The 18,164-nt window shown below is 63.7% G+C and carries 15 protein-coding genes and 1 pseudogene; 10 read left to right on the forward strand and 6 right to left on the reverse strand.

The features are described 5' to 3' along the window. Positions 1-6 precede the first annotated feature (6 nt). The 3 genes and pseudogenes from AC2VNO_RS02340 to ppc form a co-directional block, all read left to right on the forward strand. Positions 7-372, forward strand: a pseudogene (locus AC2VNO_RS02340) (ACT domain-containing protein); the annotation flags it as partial. Continuing rightward, a complete protein-coding gene (mazG, locus tag AC2VNO_RS02345; RefSeq protein WP_486932628.1) occupies positions 372-1,265 on the forward strand; it encodes a nucleoside triphosphate pyrophosphohydrolase in 894 nt (297 codons plus the stop codon). The pseudogene AC2VNO_RS02340 and the gene mazG, both read left to right, overlap by 1 nt. 14 nt (positions 1,266-1,279) lie before the next feature. After that, entirely contained in the window at positions 1,280-3,928 is a 2,649-nt protein-coding gene (ppc, locus tag AC2VNO_RS02350) for a phosphoenolpyruvate carboxylase (RefSeq protein WP_486932629.1), read from the forward strand. 99 nt (positions 3,929-4,027) lie between these two features. Here the strand turns inward: ppc and AC2VNO_RS02355 are convergent, their stop codons facing one another. The 3 genes from AC2VNO_RS02355 to AC2VNO_RS02365 all read right to left on the reverse strand — a co-directional run bounded on the left by AC2VNO_RS02355 (position 4,028) and on the right by AC2VNO_RS02365 (position 7,668). Further along, positions 4,028-4,528 (reverse strand): hypothetical protein, encoded by a 501-nt coding sequence (locus AC2VNO_RS02355; RefSeq protein ID WP_486932630.1) that lies wholly within the window; start codon positions 4,526-4,528, stop codon positions 4,028-4,030. A 243-nt stretch (positions 4,529-4,771) separates the two neighbouring features. Then, on the reverse strand, positions 4,772-5,677 hold the full coding sequence (locus AC2VNO_RS02360; protein ID WP_486932631.1) for a ketopantoate reductase family protein: 906 nt from the start codon (positions 5,675-5,677) through the stop codon (positions 4,772-4,774). Between the two features lie 68 nt (positions 5,678-5,745). Next, entirely contained in the window at positions 5,746-7,668 is a 1,923-nt protein-coding gene (locus AC2VNO_RS02365; RefSeq protein ID WP_486932632.1) for a DNA topoisomerase III, read from the reverse strand. A gap of 137 nt (positions 7,669-7,805) precedes the next feature. Here AC2VNO_RS02365 and AC2VNO_RS02370 point away from each other — a divergent pair, with 137 nt between their 5' ends. Continuing rightward, positions 7,806-9,050: an ABC1 kinase family protein gene (locus AC2VNO_RS02370; protein ID WP_486932633.1), complete on the forward strand. Its 1,245-nt coding sequence runs from the start codon at positions 7,806-7,808 to the stop codon at positions 9,048-9,050. A 92-nt stretch (positions 9,051-9,142) separates the two neighbouring features. Continuing rightward, positions 9,143-10,960 (forward strand): SEC-C metal-binding domain-containing protein, encoded by a 1,818-nt coding sequence (locus AC2VNO_RS02375; protein ID WP_486932634.1) that lies wholly within the window; start codon positions 9,143-9,145, stop codon positions 10,958-10,960. Positions 10,961-10,967: 7 nt separating this feature from the next. Here the strand turns inward: AC2VNO_RS02375 and AC2VNO_RS02380 are convergent, their stop codons facing one another. Further along, positions 10,968-12,335 carry an AmpG family muropeptide MFS transporter gene (locus AC2VNO_RS02380; protein ID WP_486932635.1) on the reverse strand — a complete coding sequence of 456 codons (1,368 nt, stop codon included), beginning with the start codon at positions 12,333-12,335 and terminating at the stop codon, positions 10,968-10,970. A gap of 177 nt (positions 12,336-12,512) precedes the next feature. Here AC2VNO_RS02380 and rfaH point away from each other — a divergent pair, with 177 nt between their 5' ends. From rfaH to AC2VNO_RS02405, 5 genes are all read left to right on the forward strand, one after another. Continuing rightward, the gene (gene rfaH / locus AC2VNO_RS02385) at positions 12,513-13,055 is read left to right on the forward strand and encodes a transcription/translation regulatory transformer protein RfaH (RefSeq protein WP_486932636.1); all 543 of its coding nucleotides are present in this window, start codon (positions 12,513-12,515) and stop codon (positions 13,053-13,055) included. Between the two features lie 37 nt (positions 13,056-13,092). Continuing rightward, positions 13,093-13,599 (forward strand): FKBP-type peptidyl-prolyl cis-trans isomerase, encoded by a 507-nt coding sequence (locus AC2VNO_RS02390; RefSeq protein WP_486932637.1) that lies wholly within the window; start codon positions 13,093-13,095, stop codon positions 13,597-13,599. A gap of 156 nt (positions 13,600-13,755) precedes the next feature. Continuing rightward, complete coding sequence (ccoM, locus tag AC2VNO_RS02395; RefSeq protein ID WP_486932638.1) at positions 13,756-13,872, forward strand: cytochrome c oxidase subunit CcoM; 117 nt, start codon at positions 13,756-13,758, stop codon at positions 13,870-13,872. A gap of 152 nt (positions 13,873-14,024) precedes the next feature. Then, a complete protein-coding gene (locus tag AC2VNO_RS02400; protein WP_486932700.1) occupies positions 14,025-14,510 on the forward strand; it encodes a hypothetical protein in 486 nt (161 codons plus the stop codon). Beyond that, entirely contained in the window at positions 14,504-15,634 is a 1,131-nt protein-coding gene (locus AC2VNO_RS02405; protein ID WP_486932639.1) for a GGDEF domain-containing protein, read from the forward strand. Before AC2VNO_RS02400 ends, AC2VNO_RS02405 begins: the two co-directional genes overlap by 7 nt. A 37-nt stretch (positions 15,635-15,671) precedes the next feature. Here the strand turns inward: AC2VNO_RS02405 and AC2VNO_RS02410 are convergent, their stop codons facing one another. Further along, positions 15,672-16,157 carry a lytic transglycosylase domain-containing protein gene (locus AC2VNO_RS02410; protein WP_486932640.1) on the reverse strand — a complete coding sequence of 162 codons (486 nt, stop codon included), beginning with the start codon at positions 16,155-16,157 and terminating at the stop codon, positions 15,672-15,674. 181 nt (positions 16,158-16,338) lie between these two features. Then, the gene (locus AC2VNO_RS02415; RefSeq protein ID WP_486932641.1) at positions 16,339-18,060 is read right to left on the reverse strand and encodes a proline--tRNA ligase; all 1,722 of its coding nucleotides are present in this window, start codon (positions 18,058-18,060) and stop codon (positions 16,339-16,341) included. Positions 18,061-18,164 lie beyond the last annotated feature (104 nt).

An 18,164-nucleotide genomic window follows, 5' to 3' on the forward strand; every position in this document is an offset into this window, starting at 1 on the left:
ACCTAACACAGCCAGGAATGCCCCAACATCATGCAGCTTCGAATCGACGAACCAAAGCGGTTGATCTAGGTGGAGTGGGGGCAGAGCGCGCGCACCCAGTATCCGGTGTATATCGAGATCAATGCATGGGACCGCTCCGGCCTGCTGCGTGACGTGACCGGCATCCTCAGCAATGAGAAGGTCAACGTCCTGTCGGTCAACACCCTGACCGACACCAGCGATGGCATCGCGCGAATGCGCATTACGGTGGAAGTCGATGGGCTGGAGACCCTGGGCAGGCTTTTCTCACGCATTCAGCAGCTGTCCAACGTGATCGAGGTGCAGCGTCTGCGCACCGGCGCCAAGGGCATGAAACGCAAGGGGAGCGGTTGATGAGCGAAGCTCGCCACGGTATCGAAGATCTACTGACGTTGATGAAAGTGCTGCGCGACCCCGAGCATGGCTGTCCCTGGGATCTCAAGCAGAGCTGGGACAGCATCGTGCCGCACACGCTCGAAGAGGCGTACGAAGTCGCCGATGCCATCGAACGCCAGGCCTGGAACGAACTTCCCGGCGAGCTCGGCGATCTGCTCTTTCAGGTGGTGTACTACAGCCAGTTTGCCGACGAGGAAGAACGCTTCGACTTTCACGACGTCGTGCATGTCCTGACGGCCAAGATGATACGCCGCCACCCCCACGTCTTTCCCGACGGCACGCTGGCGTCGCGCCGGCCACCCGGGGTAAGCGCCGAAGAGGCCGAAATACAGCAGGCTGAACTTGAAAACGTGAGCAGCCGCTGGGAGTCGCTCAAGGCCGAGGAGCGTGCCGACCGGGCCGTAGAGCCGGTATCGGCATCAGTGCTCGACGATGTGCCGCGCACGCTGCCGGCGCTGTTGCGTGCTGCAAAGCTTTCCAAGCGTGCCGCCCGGGTCGGCTTCGACTGGCCCGATACCCATGGCGTCATTGCCAAGATTCGTGAGGAGCTCGACGAGGTCGAGCAAGCCCTGGCCGAAGGTGACCGGCAGCATGCCGCCGAGGAAGTCGGCGACCTGCTGTTCGCGGTGACCAATCTGGCCCGCTCCCTCGAGGCCGATCCCGAACGCTGTCTGCGCGACACCAATGCCAAGTTCGAGCGGCGCTTCAGGCATGTGGAAAAGGCCCTGGCTGAGCGCGGCATGACGACACGTGACGTCGACCTGAACACCATGGAGCGGCATTGGCAGGACGCCAAGCGGCTCGAGAGCACCGTTTCCCCAATGTCTGTCGAACCAACAGAACCGTCTTAAGGAGGAGATCGACCATGAGCGGCGATCTGCATGAGTCTCTACGCGACAACGTACGCATTCTCGGCGACAGCCTGGGCCGCACCATCGCCGATGACCTTGGCCAAGGCTTCGTCGATCGTATCGAGACCATTCGCGGCTTGGCCAAGAGCGGCCGTCAGGGAGACGTCCAGAGCAGTCGCGATCTGATCGAATACCTGCGCAAGCTGCCCGACCGTGACCTGCTGCCGGTCACCCGCGCCTTCAATCAGTTTCTCAATCTGGCCAATATCGCCGAGCAGCACTACCGGGCCCGCTTTCGCCGCGTGGAGGATTACAAGCCCGGCTCCCAGCCGGTGCTCTCGGAGCTCATGAAGCGCGCCCGCGGCGCCGGCCACACGCCACGTAAGCTGGTCGAGAGCCTCGCCGGCATGCGCGTCGAACTGGTTCTCACCGCGCATCCCACCGAGGTCATTCGGCGTACGCTGATTCAGAAGTACGACGCCATCGACGAATGTCTCACCGTCATCGAGTCGTCGCTGGACTATCCCGAGCGGGCCAGCCGCGCTCGCGGACGTCTCGAGGAGCTGATCAGCCAGGCCTGGCACACCGACGAGATTCGCCATGAGCGGCCCACGCCGGTGGACGAGGCGAAGTGGGGCTTTGCGGTCATCGAGAATTCACTGTGGCAGGCGGTGCCGGCGTTCCATCGCGATCTCGACAACCTGCTGCTCGAATCCGCCGGCGAGCGGCTGCCGCTGGATGCCGCGCCGATCGTGTTCGCCTCCTGGATGGGGGGCGACCGTGACGGCAACCCCAACGTGACCTCGAAGGTGACACGGGAAGTGCTGCTGCTGGGCCGCTGGATGGCGGCGGACCTCTACCTTCGCGATCTGGAACAGCTCAAAGCCGAGCTCTCCATGTGGAAGTGCAACAGTGCACTGCGCGCCGAAGTGGGTAACGTCGCCGAACCCTACCGCGAGCTGCTCAAGCGCCTGGTGCAGCGGGTCGAGTCGACTCGCGACTGGGCCAAAGCGCAGCTCGACGGACGCAGCTACGAAGCCGGCCCGATCATCGAGAGCAGCGACCAGCTCTATGCGCCGCTGCTTACCTGCTACCGTTCGCTGTGTGACGTAGGCCTCGACACCATCGCCAACGGGGCGCTGCTCGATACCCTGCGCCGTGTCGCGGTGTTCGGCGTCACCCTGACCAAGCTCGACATCCGCCAAGAGGCGAGTCGTCATGCGATGGTCATGGAGGAGCTGACCCAAACCCTGGGGCTCGGCCACTATCGTGAATGGAGCGAAGAGCAGCGTCAGACCTTCCTGCTGGCCGAGCTCGAGTCGCGCCGACCGCTCATCCCGCGGCGCTGGGAGTGCTCACCCGAGACCCGCGAGGTGCTGGACACCTTCCTGGTGGTTGCCAATGAGCAGTCCGAGGCGCTCGGCACCTACGTCATTTCCATGGCCGGCCAGCCTTCCGACGTGCTCACCGTGGCGCTGCTGATGAAAGAGGTGGGGGGCGTGGTCACGCTGCCCATTGCCCCGCTGTTCGAGACGCTCGACGATCTCAACCGCTCCGGCGACGTCATCGATCGCCTGCTGGCGCTGCCGGGCTACCGCGCCCTGGTCGGCGACCGTCAGGAAGTGATGATCGGTTATTCCGACTCGGCCAAGGATGCCGGTCAGCTGGCGGCGGCCTGGGCGCAGTACCGTGCCCAGGAGCGCCTGGTGGAAGTGTGTCGTAGCCATGGCGTGGACCTGACGTTGTTCCATGGCCGTGGCGGTGCCGTCGGTCGCGGTGGCGGCCCGGCCTACGCGGCCATCCTATCGCAGCCCCCGGGGTCGGTGAACGGCAGTCTACGGGTTACCGAACAGGGGGAGATGATTCGGTTCAAGTTCGGTCAGCCCGATATTGCCCTGCGCTCCATGGAGATCTACGCCTGTGCCGTGCTCGAGGCGAGCCTGCTGCCACCGCCGGCGCCGGAGCCCCACTGGCGAGAGGAGATGGACCGGCTGGCCGGCATCGCTCACAGCGCTTATGTCAATGTGGTGCGAGAGGATCCCGACTTCGTGCCTTATTTCCGCGCGGTGACGCCGGAAGGGGTGCTCGGGCACTTGCCATTGGGTTCGCGCCCGACCAAGCGTCGTCAGGATGGCGGCGTCGAGACCCTGAGGGCGATTCCGTGGATTTTTGCCTGGACCCAAATCCGTCTCATGCTACCGGCCTGGCTGGGGAGCGGGGAGGCTTTCGTCACTCGGCTGGAAGAGGGGGGGGGACTCGAGGTGCTGCGTGAAATGCGCGACCGCTGGCCCTTCTTCGGCACCTATCTCGATATGCTCGAAATGCTGCTGGCCAAGGCCGATGTCGGCATCGCTTCCTACTATGAACAGCGGCTGGTCGACGAACCGGCGCTCAAGGAGCTGGGAGCGCAATTGCGTGAGCGTTTTACGCGTCTGCAATCGGTACTGTTGACCATTCTCGATCAGCCTCAACTGCTGGATCAGACGCCATTGATCCGCCAGGCCATCGAGGTGCGCAATCCCTATATCGATCCGCTGCATGGCCTGCAAGCGGAGCTGCTGCAGCGTAACCGGGATGCCGATGGCGCCATCAGCGGCGAGCTGTCACGTGCCCTGATGGTCACCATGGCGGGTATCGCAGCGGGTCTGCGCAATACGGGTTGAGCGGGTGGTGCTGCCGTGACGCACCGTCGCCTGAAATGGCGGCGGTGGGCGTCGCGGCCGGTACCGGCTCTGCGACATTGGCGAGTAGGAGGAAGCGGGTTAGAAAGTGAAGTGCAGTGACGCCGTGATGAGATTCAGGTGAGCCATGTTGGGTGCGTCGATCTCTTCGAATTCCAATCGACTGACGAAGCGGTTGTGCTGCAGGCGTGCGCCAAAGCCCTGGACTCTTGCGGTACCGGTAGTGGCCATGTACAGCGATTCGCTCTGAGTGACCGGGTCGCCTTCCCACTCGGCAATACCCGACTTGGCATAGAGACCGAGCTGGCCAAGTCGCACCCCGGCTACCAGGCTGCCGCCCAGCGTGGTGGTATTGACCAGCAAAGCCTGATCGGCATGTTGGGTCGGTACCTCATCGCTTTCGCGATAAGTGAACTCGGCGCCAAGGTCTAGCTGCGGCATGTTGGCAGGGGAGAAGCCCGCCGTGACTCGAAAGCCGGTGGTATAGCCATCCGGCGTATGGAGGTCGCTGCCCTCAAGTACCACGCCATTGTCGAGGTACATCAAATCGCTGGTCTTTCCGGCATAGGAAGGGGCCGTCAAGGGAGATAACGTCAAAGAGGCCAGCAGATCTTGTGATGCCTGGGACTAGGCAAGCGGCTGCTCAATGGGAGATATAGGAGACGTGCGTGTTTCGGCCATGGCCGAGAGTGGCAACAGCGTCAGGCTGGCAGCCATGCCGATGACAACACTGAAACACGTTTTCATCCCCTTTCCATAATCCCTTTAGATGGTATTTCGTCAATCAAGCCTAGCAGCATGACCAGCCCATCGCCAGGCCGATCATCAACGCCGGGGCTGCGTGGCGCCGCGTAGATGTTCGTCGAGTTGCCTGAGGCATGGGGCGTCGAGATCATGGCGGCGGGCCGCTGCCAGCAGCGGCGACAGTATCGCCTCGCCTTCCGTGGGCCTTCCCGCCAGCACGTCCTGCAGCATCGAGGCACGATTGTTTGCGGTTCCCTTCACCACCTGCCATACCAAGCCATGCCAGCCAGGAGGGGGTGGAGAAATGCCCTCTTTTTCGAGGATCTCGGCGACTTCATCGACGATACGCTCCACCATGGGGCGAAAGGGAAGGTCGCGTAACTGGCCGTTGCGGATACGAAAGCGTGCCACCAGAGGATTGATTGCGGCGTTGATCGCGACTTTGTGCCATAGCCGCGTCTCGATATCTGCCACCGCCTCGGCAGCCAGGCCTGCCCGGTTCAGTAAATCGGCAATAGCCTGGGAGTCCTCGCCCGCGCGGTCGGTCAGCGGGCCAAGATAGGTCATGCCGCGGCCGGCATGGGTCACGCCGGCATCGTTCTCCAGCCAGGCTCCTTCGGTCGTGGTGGCGCACACCACAGGCCCGGGATGCCGGCGGTCGAGCTCGGGCTGTATCAGGAAACCGTTTTGCCACAGCACCAGCGTGGGTATGGCGCTCAGCCGAGCCATGGCGCTCTCGTAGGCGGCGACGGCGTCATAGGCTTTGGTGGTCAGGTGAAGATACGTTGGCGAGCTCAAGGGCATGTCGGTAAGTGTCGTCACGCTCAACAGCCTGGAGTGCCGTGCTCCTTCCGGAGTCACCAGCGTCTGCTCGCTGGGTAAAGGACGCCTGCCGGCCAGCACGACCGGGGCCATGCCCGCCAGATGAAGGGCCAGAAGCCGGCCCAGGGCGCCGGGGCCGACGATCAGGTGGGTCTGCTCGTTCATGGTACGCCTTGATAGTGGAGTAAGGCAGCATACCGATGCCGTGCCAGTGGGCGCCAGCCTGCAGCTGCTCATGCCTGTGTACGCGGCTTGCGCTGCCTGCTCCTCTTGGTCGTCCGGCTGCGCTGCGGCTTGCGTTGCGGTGAGCGCGCGCTACTTGCGGCCTCACCCTGGGCGGTCGCCATGGCCTGGCGCAACCGGTTCGCATCGGCACTGCCCAGCAGGCCGCGAAGATCGTCGACAAGAGCCGCCAGGAAGGGGGCCGGGTCATCGGCGCGTTCGGCGATGGCGGTCAGCCGCTGTTCCCAGACCGCCGTGCGTTCGGGCCGAGCGGCAGCCTCGGGCAGCGAGGCAATCAGGCCGCTGCCCAGCCGAGTGGCGCGCAACGCCTTGTTCTTTCGCACCAGGTAGCCACGTTCGAGCAACGTCTCGATGATGCCGGCCCGGGTCGCTTCGGTACCCAGACCGTCATGCTCACGCAAGGTGCGCTTGACGTCGGGGTCGTCGACGTAGCGTGCAATGTTCATCATCGCCTTGATAAGGCTGGCATCGGTGAAGGGCTCTGGAGGACGAGTCTCACGGTCTTCCACGGCACTTGCCGTCACGCGACAGCTTTCCCCTTCGCTGAGAGGCGGAAGCGGCGGAGCTTCGTCGCGGGTAGTGAAAAGCGGCTTCCAGCCAGGCTGGAGCAGTTCCTGGCCGCTGGCACGGAAACGCTCGTCCAGAATCGTGAATTCCGCCTTGACCTCGCAAGTGATCAGCGACGGGTAGAACTGCGCCAGTACATTGCGAGCAATCAACCGGTATACGTCGGCCTCTGCACGTTCCAGCCGTTCCAGCTCGGCCGGTTTGCCGGTGGGGGCGAGGGCATGGTGGGCGCCGACTTTCTTGTCGTCCCAAGCCTTGGAGTGCAGCTTGAAATCGGCACCGGCCAGCCAGCCGCGCAGTGTCTCGTCCAGAGCGCAGGCGCTCGTCAGTACGGAGCGCGCCTGGGTCAGGTGCTCTTCGGGCAGGTAACGACAGTCCGAACGCGGGTATGTGATCAGCTTGTGGCGTTCGTATAGACGCTGGCAAATGTCCAGCACCGCTTTGGCGGAGAGGCCGAAGCGTCGGGCGGCATCTACCTGTAGCGCCGAGAGTGAGTAGGGCAGCGGGGCGGCCTGGCGCTTCTGTCGGCTTTCGAGTGACGTCAGCCGCCCCTCGGCGCCCGGCAGGCGTGCCGCCAACGCCTCGGCCGGGGCGCGCTCGAGCAGGCGGCCCTGTTCGTCGAGGCGGTGCTGCTCGCCGGGCTGCCACCAGGCGCGCAGGCTGCCGTTGGCGACCGCCAGATCGGCCCACAGCACGTGAAAGGGGTAGGGCTTGAAGTTACGGATCTCGGCGTCGCGACGTACTACCAGGCCAAGCACCGGGGTCTGCACCCGGCCCACGGACAGGACGCCGTCATGGCCCGCCTGACGGCCGGTCAGGGTCCAGGCGCGGGTGAGGTTGATGCCATACAGCCAATCGGCCCGGGAGCGTGACTCGGCGGCACGATAGAGCGGCTGGTAGCGGGCGTTGTCTTCCAGGCGAGACAAGGCGCGCTGAACGGCGGGGCGGTTGAGATCGTTGATCAGCAGGCGTGATACCGGCCCCTTCCAGCCCAGATGTTCGATTACCTCCTGCACCAGCAGCTGCCCCTCGCGATCCGGGTCGCCGGCGTGGACGACCTCGCGGGCCTGTTTGAGCAGCTTGCGTATGACGGCGAGCTGGCCTCTGGCCTTGGGGCGCGGGGTCAGCCGCCACCGTGTCGGCAGGATGGGCAGGTGGTCCAGTCGCCACTGCTTGTAGGCGGGGTCGTAGGCATCAGGAGGCGCCTGCTCCAGCAAATGGCCCAGGCACCAGGTAACGACGGTGTCGCCGCTTCGCAAGGCGCCATCCTCGCGCTGGGCACCGCCTGGCAACGCGTCGGAAATGGCTCGGGCGAGGCTGGGTTTCTCGGCAATGATCAGACGCATGTGAAGATCTGGCCTTAAGAGATACTGTAATGGATATTCTTACAGTAACGTGCCGACAAGACCAGATCCTGCTGACGGAAAAAGCTGTACAATTCCTGTATCGTGGTAGGCCATGGCGGGCAAGGGAGAGCAGTGACATGCGTGAACGAGGAAGAACGCGACGCCTGTTCGGGCTCGGTGCGCGGACCGGAGGAGCCATGCTTCGCAGCCGTCTTGGCGGTGAGGCCGACTGGCGCGCCCTGGGGGAGGCCTTGTTCGAAGGGCTCTCGGAACTCAAGGGCCCCGCCATGAAGCTGGCGCAGATCGTGGCTCAGTGGGACGATCTGCTGCCCCCCGACCTCGTCGATGAGCTGGCACGCCTGCAGCGCCAGGCCGAACCGATGCCTTGGGAGGGCATTCGTCGCACCCTGGTCGAGCAATATGGCGAGCTGGAACGCCATTTCAGCGAGATCGAGCCCCGTCCCTTCGCCAGCGCCTCCATGGGGCAGGTGCACCGTGCGGTGACCCATGACGGCGTCCCTCTGGTGCTCAAGGTGCAGTATCCGGGCCTTGCCGACACCCTGGAAAGCGATCTGGTACAGCTGCGTCGCATCATGCGCCTGGGGCGCTGGTTCAAGGTGCCTCAGGCGCGCCTGGATGCTCTGTTCGAGGAGCTCGCGGCCAGCTTGCGTAGCGAACTCGACTATCACGCCGAGGCCAGGGCGTTGGCACGCTACCGGTTACGCTATGCGCATCTCGACGACCTGCTTGTGCCGGAACCTTTGCCCGAGCTTTGCGGGCCGCGGGTACTGGCCATGCGCTATGTCGCCGGCACGCCATTGCGTGAGCTGGAAGCAGCCAGCGATGCCGTGCGCCAGCGTGTCGCTGCCACCTTGGCCGACTGGCTCACCGAAGAGCTTTTCACCCATGGTGAATTGCACGCCGACCCCCACGCCGGAAACTTTGCCGTGGATGACGAGGGGCGGCTGGTGGTCTACGACCTGGGCGCCGTGATTCCGGTACCTGAAAGGCATCTCCAGGCGATGATGCAACTGCTCGACGCCACCCTGGCGGGCGATCCGATGGCCATGGACGACGCCATGCGTCGGCTGGGCGGCCGCCAAGGGCAGGGGGCGCCGCTGGCGCTCTATCGTGAATCCGCCGAAGCGGTGGCGCCGCTGTTCGAACCCGGCCCGCGGGATTTCTCCGATGTCAGAGTGCACCGTCGCCTACGCGATCTTTCGCCGAAAGTATGGGCGGCCATGGACCGCCTGCAGCCCCCGGCCGACGTTTTACTGCTCTCCCGCACGCTCAACGGGCACTACTGGAACCTGGTGCGACTGGGCGCCCGCCTGGACATGCACGCTAGAACCAAGCCGTTGCTGGAGGGAGTGCGCCGCTGAGCCCTGACCCACATGCCGAGCGTTCTTGCGCACAACACCAAATCACGCTTCCCTGTTACTATATGCGCCATTTGAACTGGCGGAGAGAGTGAATGCTGGCAGTATGGGTCGAGCAGCTGCTGGGCTTTGCTTCGGGTGCCTTGGCAGCCATCCGAGAGGAAGAGCGCTATCCGGCGTTCATGGCCTGGGCGCGCGACGAGGGAGTCGAGCTGATGGGGGGCGACCTGGCCATGGCCCAGGCGCTGGCGCCCATCCTCTGGAGCCAGACCCCGCTCGAGCGTGCCGGCTTCACCAGTGAGCCCTTGGCGCGTCCCGGCCGCAATGAACCCTGCTGGTGCGATTCCGGCCTCAAGCTGAAGCACTGCTGCGGGGCCGTCTCGATGCCCGCCGAAGTTCCCGATCATCTGATGTGGATGCTCTCGCTGCGTGACTGGAAGGGGCCGACCCTCAAGGGGGCGCTTGAGAGTGGCAATGCCCCCGCCCAGGCCCTGCTCGAGGCCGGCCTTATCGCAGCCGAGACGGGCCAGCGCGGGCGTGCGCAACAGATCCTGGAATCGCTGTTTCAACGAGCCGACTGGTCGCGACTGCCGGTTCAGGCCGAGCCTGCATTCGAACTGCTGATCGATCTGTACCAGGAGCGCGGTTTCATCCGCAAGCGGGCCGAGCTGCTCGACGAGGTGCTCGATCGCGGCCCGCTGTTCCTGCGGGGGGTGGCGCTGGAGCGCCTGTGTCTGATGCACTTGGACAGCGACGATCTGGACAGCGCCCGGGCCGCCTTCGTGCGCGCTCAACAGGCGCTTCCCGACTCGCCGACGCTGGCCTATATCGAAGCCATGCTGCTGCTACACGAAGGGCACGAAGAGGAAGCCGCCGAGCGAGCCCGCTTCTGGTTCCGCCGCCTGTCCCGCAAGGGTGAGCTGGAACCCGATCAGCTACAGTTTCTGGCCGATCTGGCGGAGAACCCCGGGGCTACCCTGGCCGACCAACTGCTCAATGCCGAAGAGGACCTGGCGGAGCCGCTGGCCTCGCTTCAGGCGCTTTTGGCGGAGCTCCCGCCGGCCCCCGGGCTGAACGTGAGCCTGACGGATAGCGGAGAGCTGGAGTATCACAGCAGCGCCAGGGAAGACACTTTGTTTGCCGCCTGGCACAAGCAGTTTCAGGTGGATGTGGACGACGAAAGCGCGCTTGGCCTCAAGGGCGACCCGTGGATGCAGGCCGGCGACTGGCTGCGTGAGCTCTGTGCTCACCCGGAATGGCTTGACTCGCCACGGGTGGTTCAGGCGCTCACCCTGGCTCTGACCAGCCGATTCGGCAGCCTGCCGTGGATGTCGCCCAGCCTGTTCGAACCGCTGTCCAACCGCCTGGAGAGGTGGCTCGAGCGAATTCGTGGCGAGGGCGATGGACCCTTCCTTTGGGACAGCGCCGACAATGCCGTACTGCTGCGTACTGGCCTGGCACTGGTGGTCGGCATGGAGCGGGGCGCCCGCGAACGCTCTCGGCGACTTGCCGAACGGCTGCTGACGCTCGACGACCAGGATAGCCTGGGCCTGCAGGAGCTGGTTCTGGACCAGCTCCTACGCGAAGGGCGCGACCGTGAGGCGCTGGCAGTGACCGAAACCCAGCGCGACGACGGCCCGGTGCTGGGCATTCTGATGGGAAGGGCGCTGGCGCTGTTCCGCCTCGAGCGCATCGACGAGGCCAACGAAGCGCTACGCGACGTGTGCCGCCACAACCCTCATGCGCTTGCCATGCTGTGTGCCGAGCAGACCCGGCCGATCCACGTCGGTGGGGATAACGTCGCCGAGCCCGGCACCCGCGCCGAGGCCTGGCAGTATCGCACGCTGATGCGCGACCAGTGGCGTGCCACATCGGGTGCGCTGAGCTGGCTGCAGAGCCAGATCGATCGCTGACGCGAGGTCACACGGTGCGCGGGGTGGGTGGTGGCACCAGTTCCTTGTCGCGGCTGATCCAGATCGCCAGTGCGATGGCCGGCAGTCCCAGCGCGGTGGCAATGACGAAGAAGGTCGCGTAGCCCTCGGCAGCCACCACTAGCCCGCCGAAGCCGCTCAGGAACTTGCCTGGAAGCGTCATCAACGACGAGAACAGCGCGTACTGGGTCGCGGTATAGGCGCGCGACGTCAGGCTCGACAGGAAAGCGATGAATACCGCGCTGGCCAGGCCATTGGCCAGGTTGTCGCCGACGATGGCCATGATCAGCATCGGCAGGCTCTGGCCCGCCAGCGCAAGCGCGGCGAACAGCAAGTTGGTCAGGGTCGCGGCTGCCGCCCCCAGTACCAGTATCGGGCCGATGCCGTAGCGGGCCACCAGCAGACCGCCGAGAATCCCACCGCTGATGCTCATGGCAATGCCGAAGACGTTGGTCACATTGGCGATGGTGGCCAGCGAGAAGCCCAGGTCGATGTAGAGCGGATTGGCCATCGAGGCCATGGCCAGATCGCTGATTCGGAACACGGCGACGAATACCAGCAGCCACAGTGCCTTGAGCCGATGACGCGAAAGGAAATCGGTGAACGGACACACAACCGCACCGATCAGCCAGGCCCCCAAGCGCCGCAACGCCCGCGGCTTGCCGCGGCTGGCGCGGATGAAAGCGCGCACCTTGGGCTCATGAATCAACTGGGTAGTGAGTGACAGCCTCTCGGGCTCAGGGCGCAGTAGCACGGTAATCACCCCGATGCCGACGAGCAGGGCCATGGTCAGGTAGGCGGCTTGCCAGGAGATCCACGACGCGACGTAGAGCGCCCCGGCGCCGGCGGCCAGCAGGCCACCGCGATAGCCGATGATATAAGTGGAGGCCATGGCGGCCTGAATGTCATCGGGTGCCGACTCGATGCGAAAGGCGTCGATGGCGATATCCTGGGTCGCCGAGCCGAAGGCGACCAGCAGAGCGAAGGCGGCCACCATCGCCAGGTTCTGCTGTGGGTCGAGGGTCGATAACCCCACCAGGCCGCAGGCGATCATGGCCTGGGCCAGCAGCATCCAGCCGCGGCGTTGGCCAAAGGTGCGGGTCAGCACCGGCAGGGCAAGACGGTCGACGATGGGGGCCCAGAAGAACTTGATCGAATAGAGTATGCCGATCCAGGAGAAGAAGCCGATGGCGGCGACTTGAACACCGTCGCTGCGAAGCCAGGCCGACAGGGTCGAAAACACCAGGAGAAAGGGCAGTCCGGCCGAAAAGCCCAGGAACAGCATGGTAATCACGGGGGCTCGCAGATAAATGGCCAGGGCGGCTCCCCAGCTGCGCTGAGCGGTTGGGATGGACATGCGTGGTGTGACTCCTCGATGGTCGATGTCCGAGAGGCGGCTCGGGGCCGGCAACGATGTTAGAATGGCCCCGCAAGGCGCTGGTGGGCGGTCCAGGAGGACCCATCGTCCGGCCGCTCGATTGTTGCAGAGCACCGGCAGCGATGCCAGCAGGTTATTCTCGATCAGGAGGCCTTCATGAGCCACGGCGAACGTCAGCCGTACGAAGACAAGGACGATAACCTGCCACGCTGGTACGTCGTTCAATGCAAGGGCGGTGAGTCCTTTCGCGCCGCGCAGCATCTGGCCAACCAAGGCTATGAACTCTTCCACCCGATACTGCAGGTGCAGAAGAAGCGCGGTGGCAAGCTGGTGTGGATCGATGAGCCGCTGTTTCCCCACTATCTGTTCATTCGGCTCGACCGAATAGCCAGCAACTGGCGACCGATTCGCTCCACTCGAGGCGTGCTCAAAATCGTCACCTTCGGCAACCGTCCGCTGCCGGTAGATGACGAACTGGTTGCGCTGTTGCGTGAGCAGGGCACCGTCGAGCTGGAGAGTGCCGCCAATGTCTATTTTCGCGCCGGGGAAAAGGTCGAGATCACCGAAGGGCCGTTCAAGGATCTTCAAGCCGTTTTTGCCGGCCACAAAGGCGATGAGCGCGCGGTCGTGCTGCTCAATCTTCTCAATCGCCAGCAGCAGCTGGAAATGCCCGTAGCAAGCTTGCGCCCGGGCACATGACTGCTGGCTGCCTCGTCATTCGTTCACGGGAGTTCACATGAACATTGCCCCGCAGCGGGTCGTGACCCTGCATTACGTGCTCAGCGACGCCCAGGGCCAGGTGCTCGACGATTCGCGGGCACGTGCCACGCCCCTCGAGTATTTGCATGGCCATGACAACATCATGACCGGCCTGGAACGTGAGCTGACGGGCCACGTGCCGGGTGACAGGCTGACCGTTACCTTGGCGCCTGCAGATGCCTATGGTGAGCGTAACGAGAACCTGATCCAGTCGTTCGGTCGCAGTGCATTTCCTCAGCGCGATCTGGCACCCGGTATGCGCTTTCAAACGCCGGGAGATGACGGTCCTCAGGTCATTACCGTCATCGAGGTGCGGGATGACTCGGTGATGGTCGATACCAACCACCCCCTGGCTGGGCAAACCCTGAGCTATGCGCTCGAGGTGTTGCAAGTACGCGAGGCAAGTCGTGCCGAGCTGGCCAAAGGCCACCCCCTCCCCGCCGATGTCGCGCCATCTCAGGTGGAAGATCGCAAGCTTCCTTGACCCGGCAGTACATCGAACTCCCCGAAAAACTGACCTGCATCAATTTGCCGAACTCCTTGCAACGGGCCCGAGGCGAAATTTGATGCAGGTCAGTTTTCCCATGTCTTCAACAGGCTAGAGTGAACTCATCGCATCAGGTGACGGGGAGAAACCACTATGTACTGGGATGACGCAGTAATTTTCGGGCTGGTAACCGTCGCGATGATGATCGCATTCATGGCAGGTTGGGTCGGCTTCGTGGTCCGCGACCATCGTCGCAAGCGCAAGCACTGAGCCAGCCTAGCTAGCAAGTCGTCAGGGGAGGGGGGAGTTTTCCCCCCAGTAGCCGGCCCAATTGGGCCGGCATTTTTTCGTGGTAGACTCCGCTTGAAATACTACGTCGATGGTGCAGTCGACACCATAAGAAGAACGAGGGGGTCTTGACCATGCTCAACCTTGGTCACAAGGTGCGTTTCCCTGCTCCAGGGCTACTGCTTACGGGCTTGCTGCTGGGTTCTACCGCCCAGGCCAATCCTGACACACTGCAGCTGCGCGACGGTGACAGAGACATTACGCTCTCGGTCGAAGCGCTGCGAGAGCGAGCGGATGTCGAGTTTCGCTTCTACGAACCTTATCTGACCGAAGACACCGAGATACGGGGGCTGGTCTTCCGCGACTTGCTCATCGAACATTTCGGCCGTGTGCCGCCTCAGCTTCATTTCCAGGCCTGGGATGACTACGACGTGACCCTGGAAGGCTGGGACGACCCCAACTGGATTCTCGTGACCCACCAGAACGGTGAGCCCATCAGCCTGCGCGACCGTGGCCCTCTGCGTCTGGTCGAACGTGATTACGGCAATCGCGACCCCGACAACCTGCGCAACTTCAACGACTGGGTTTGGATGATCCGCAGCATCGAGGCGGTATGGTAGAACCGGGTCGCCCATGGCGGCGTCATGTGCATTGGCTATGGCTCAGCCTGATGAGCTTCACGGCCTTGATGCTGCTGATCGCATATCAGACTCGCTGGGTCTATCCCGAAATACAGGCTTACTTCAGCCAGTCGGGCAACTTGACCGGTCAGCAGTTGGCGACGCGTTCACGTGATTATCTGCAACTGGGGCTCGACCAGCTGTTACAGGCACCGGATGAGCCCGAAACCCGTGAAAGTGCGCACTTTCAGATAAAGCTTGCCTACAGCCTTTTCGATATCGGCCTGTATCGTCGCGAGTACGATTGCACGGTGCCGAGCCTGGCAGCCATCGATGACCTGCTGCTGCGTCTCGAAGGAGCAGCGCCCGTGACAGCATCGCACCTTCGCGAGAGCCTGCTGGCCCCTATGCGTTGTCTCACCAGGATCGAAATGCACCAGTTGGACCGGCGTAGCGCCATCACGGCAGAGTTCGTCGACAAGACGCGGCGTCATCAGGGGCAGGTGCTGGCCGGTAGTCTGGTCATTTTCGTGCTGGGGCTGGGCTTCTGGCTGATGCACGAGCTTCAGCGGCGCCGTGCCGTCCGTTCCGCTCGCGAAAGCCTGGAGTGGATGAGTCGCGCCCTGCGCGATCCTCTGACCGGGGTGGGCAACCGCAGCGCCCTGCATGATGACGTAGTGGCGGCACGGGGTCGCTCCTTGGGCCTGCTGCTCGTCGATATCGATTATTTCAAGCAGTACAACGATAGCCTTGGGCATCCCGCAGGCGATCAACTGCTGCGTCGACTCGTCGAGTTGATCGAATTCAATCACGGCCAGAAGGCGAGCCTCTATCGGCTGGGTGGCGATGAATTTGCCGTGCTGTTCGAGTGCCAGGATGACCAGATCCTGTTCGACAGTTGTCGTCAGCTCGTCGAAGCGCTGCGTTCTGCCGCCATTCCTCATCCCTCCCACCCCCATGCAGACCACGTTACCTTCAGTGTGGGAGCCGCGCGATTCATGGCGGGGCATGCCAGGTTCGAAGCCGGTTATGCCGCCGCCGATGCAGCGCTCTATGAAGTCAAGGCACAGGGGCGTGACGGGTGGCGAGTGGCCAATATGGATACGTCAATCGTCGCTGGCTAGGATGGTAAGAGCGCGTCGGCGCAGCTTGGCGTAAAGATCAACGTGCGAGCCACCAATTGTCGCTCCAGGCCCGCATCACCCGTTCGGGATACCAGGTCTGCCCCAAGCTACCGTTGTAGCGAGCGAGTGCACGGGTGAGGTCGCCGCTTTCCACTGCAAGGTAGTGGGCGAGTATCGTGCAGCCGTAACGCAGGTTGAGCCAAGGGTCCATGAGATCGTCGGCGCTGCGGCCCAGTTCATCGATCCAGAATGGCATGATCTGCATCAGCCCCACGGCACCGGCCGAAGAAACGGCTTGCGCTTGGAAAGCGCTCTCCACCTGAATGACGGCAAGCACGATCTCCGGGGCAAGCCCAGCCAGGCGGGCCTCATGATAGATACGGGTAAGGAGTTCACCGCGCATGGCGTCATCACGCACGAAGCGCGCCAGGCGCGGTTCCATCTCGCTCTTCCAGTGACGCGCTGCCCATACCTGATCCGGAGAAGGCGGTGTGGCCACCAGCGTATCGAGGGTTTGGCGCAATGACGAAGGGATATCGGCCTCCCCCCGCATGCGTTGAGCAGGGGAGGTTTGCAGAGCAACGGGAAGGGCGCCAAGCAAGTGCGCTCGCTCGGCGCTAGCAGGGACGTTCGGGCGCTCTTGGCCCGCTACCGGGGCAGCGAAAAGGCAGGCTGCCGCCAGCATGGCGGCAGCCAGCCGGTGCTCAGGCGTTGATCTGCGCCAGTAGGAATTCGACGATGCTATCGGCCGGAACCATGGTCGCCTCACTGTCACGCCGCCCTTTGTACTCCAGTTTGCCATTGTCCAGTCCCCGGTCTCCCACCACCAGCCGATGAGGAATACCGATCAGTTCCTGATCGGCGAACTTCACCCCCGGGCGCAGGTCGCGGTCGTCCAGCAGCACGTCGATGCCGGCCGCCGTCAGCGCCTGGTAGAGACGCTCTGACTCCTCGCGCACGCGCTGGGACTTGTGAGCGTTCATCGGCACCAGGGCGACCTGGAAGGGGGCGATGGCGTTGGGCCAGATGATGCCGCCAGCGTCATGATTCTGCTCGATGGCGGCGGCTACCACGCGGGTTACGCCGATGCCATAGCAGCCCATCCAGGTGTGGGCGGCCTTGCCGTTATCGTCGAGCACCGTGGCGTTCATTGCCTCGGAGTACTTCTTGCCCAGTTGGAAGACGTGGCCGACCTCGATGCCGCGTTTGATCGAAAGCGTACCCATGCCGTCCGGTGACGGGTCGCCCTCCACCACGTTGCGGATGTCGGCCACCTTGGGCAGCGCCACGTCACGCTCCCAGTTGATCCCGAAATAGTGCTTTCCATCGGTATTGGCACCGGCGCCGAAATCGCTCATCAATGCCACGCTGCGGTCGACGATGATCGGCATGTTCAGCTTCACCGGGCCCAGCGAGCCGGGGCCGGCACCCACCGCGGCACGGATCTCCTCTTCCGTGGCCATGGTGAGAGGAGCGGCTACCTCGGCCAGGTTCTCGGCCTTGATCTCGTTCAGCTCGTGATCGCCGCGCACCAGCAGAGCGATCAGGCCGCCTTCGGTGGCACGCACCATCAGGGTCTTGATGGTCTTTTCGATGGGCAGGCCGTGCTGCTCGACCAGAGCCGCGATGGTCTTGGCGTTGGGCGTGTCGACCAGGCGCAGCTCCTCGCTGGGGGCAGCGCGCTCCAACGAGGCGCCCAGAGGGGCGGGCAGCGCCTCGGCCTTTTCGATATTGGCCGCGTAGTCGGACTCGGTGGAGAAGACGATATCGTCCTCACCGGAATCGGCCAGCACGTGGAATTCATGGGAGCCGGTGCCGCCGATGGCGCCGTTGTCTGCCAGCACCGGGCGAAAATCGAGGCCCAGACGGGTGAAGATGCGTACATAGGCGTCGTACATGGCCTGGTAGGTTTCCTTGAGGGATTCCTGGTCCAGGTGGAAGGAGTAAGCATCCTTCATGATGAACTCGCGTGAGCGCATCACGCCGAAACGCGGGCGGATCTCGTCGCGGAACTTGGTCTGTATCTGGTAGAAATTGGCCGGCAGCTGCTTGTAGCTGGAAAGCTCGCGGCGCATCAGGTCGGTGATCACTTCTTCATGGGTGGGGCCGACGCAGTAGTCGCGCTCATGGCGATCCTTGAGGCGCAGAAGTTCGGGCCCGTACTGCTCCCAGCGGCCGGACTCCTGCCACAGCTCGGCGGGCTGTACTGCCGGCATCAAGACCTCCTGGGCCCCGGCGCGATCCATCTCTTCGCGCACGATACGCTCTACCTTGCGCAGGGTGCGCAGACCGATCGGCAGCCAGGTGTACAAGCCCGAGGTGAGGCGGCGGATCATCCCGGCACGCAGCATCAGCTGGTGGCTGATGACCTCCGCGTCGGACGGAGTTTCCTTGAGAGTGGCGATCAACAGTTGAGTGGCGCGCATGGGTCCGGCGTTTCCTTCCAGCATGGGCTGACATGAGTCGAGGTGCCGCGGCGAGCGGCGTTCGGGGCATTGTACGGCCAACGACGAATTGCAGCAAAAGCGTT

Source organism: Halomonas sp. TH-94 (genome assembly GCF_057473365.1).

Excerpts from the sequence above, each read along its gene's own strand:
- AC2VNO_RS02380 (WP_486932635.1), bottom strand. The coding sequence starts at position 12,335 with ATGTCCATCCCAACCGCTCAGCGCAGCTGGGGAGCCGCCCTGGCCATT.
- AC2VNO_RS02370 (WP_486932633.1), top strand. The coding sequence starts at position 7,806 with ATGCGTGAACGAGGAAGAACGCGACGCCTGTTCGGGCTCGGTGCGCGG.
- mazG (WP_486932628.1), top strand. The coding sequence starts at position 372 with ATGAGCGAAGCTCGCCACGGTATCGAAGATCTACTGACGTTGATGAAA.
- AC2VNO_RS02405 (WP_486932639.1), top strand. The coding sequence starts at position 14,504 with ATGGTAGAACCGGGTCGCCCATGGCGGCGTCATGTGCATTGGCTATGG.
- ccoM (WP_486932638.1), top strand. The coding sequence starts at position 13,756 with ATGTACTGGGATGACGCAGTAATTTTCGGGCTGGTAACCGTCGCGATG.
- AC2VNO_RS02360 (WP_486932631.1), bottom strand. The coding sequence starts at position 5,677 with ATGAACGAGCAGACCCACCTGATCGTCGGCCCCGGCGCCCTGGGCCGG.
- ppc (WP_486932629.1), top strand. The coding sequence starts at position 1,280 with ATGAGCGGCGATCTGCATGAGTCTCTACGCGACAACGTACGCATTCTC.
- AC2VNO_RS02365 (WP_486932632.1), bottom strand. The coding sequence starts at position 7,668 with ATGCGTCTGATCATTGCCGAGAAACCCAGCCTCGCCCGAGCCATTTCC.
- AC2VNO_RS02400 (WP_486932700.1), top strand. The coding sequence starts at position 14,025 with ATGCTCAACCTTGGTCACAAGGTGCGTTTCCCTGCTCCAGGGCTACTG.
- AC2VNO_RS02415 (WP_486932641.1), bottom strand. The coding sequence starts at position 18,060 with ATGCGCGCCACTCAACTGTTGATCGCCACTCTCAAGGAAACTCCGTCC.
- AC2VNO_RS02390 (WP_486932637.1), top strand. The coding sequence starts at position 13,093 with ATGAACATTGCCCCGCAGCGGGTCGTGACCCTGCATTACGTGCTCAGC.
- AC2VNO_RS02375 (WP_486932634.1), top strand. The coding sequence starts at position 9,143 with ATGCTGGCAGTATGGGTCGAGCAGCTGCTGGGCTTTGCTTCGGGTGCC.
- rfaH (WP_486932636.1), top strand. The coding sequence starts at position 12,513 with ATGAGCCACGGCGAACGTCAGCCGTACGAAGACAAGGACGATAACCTG.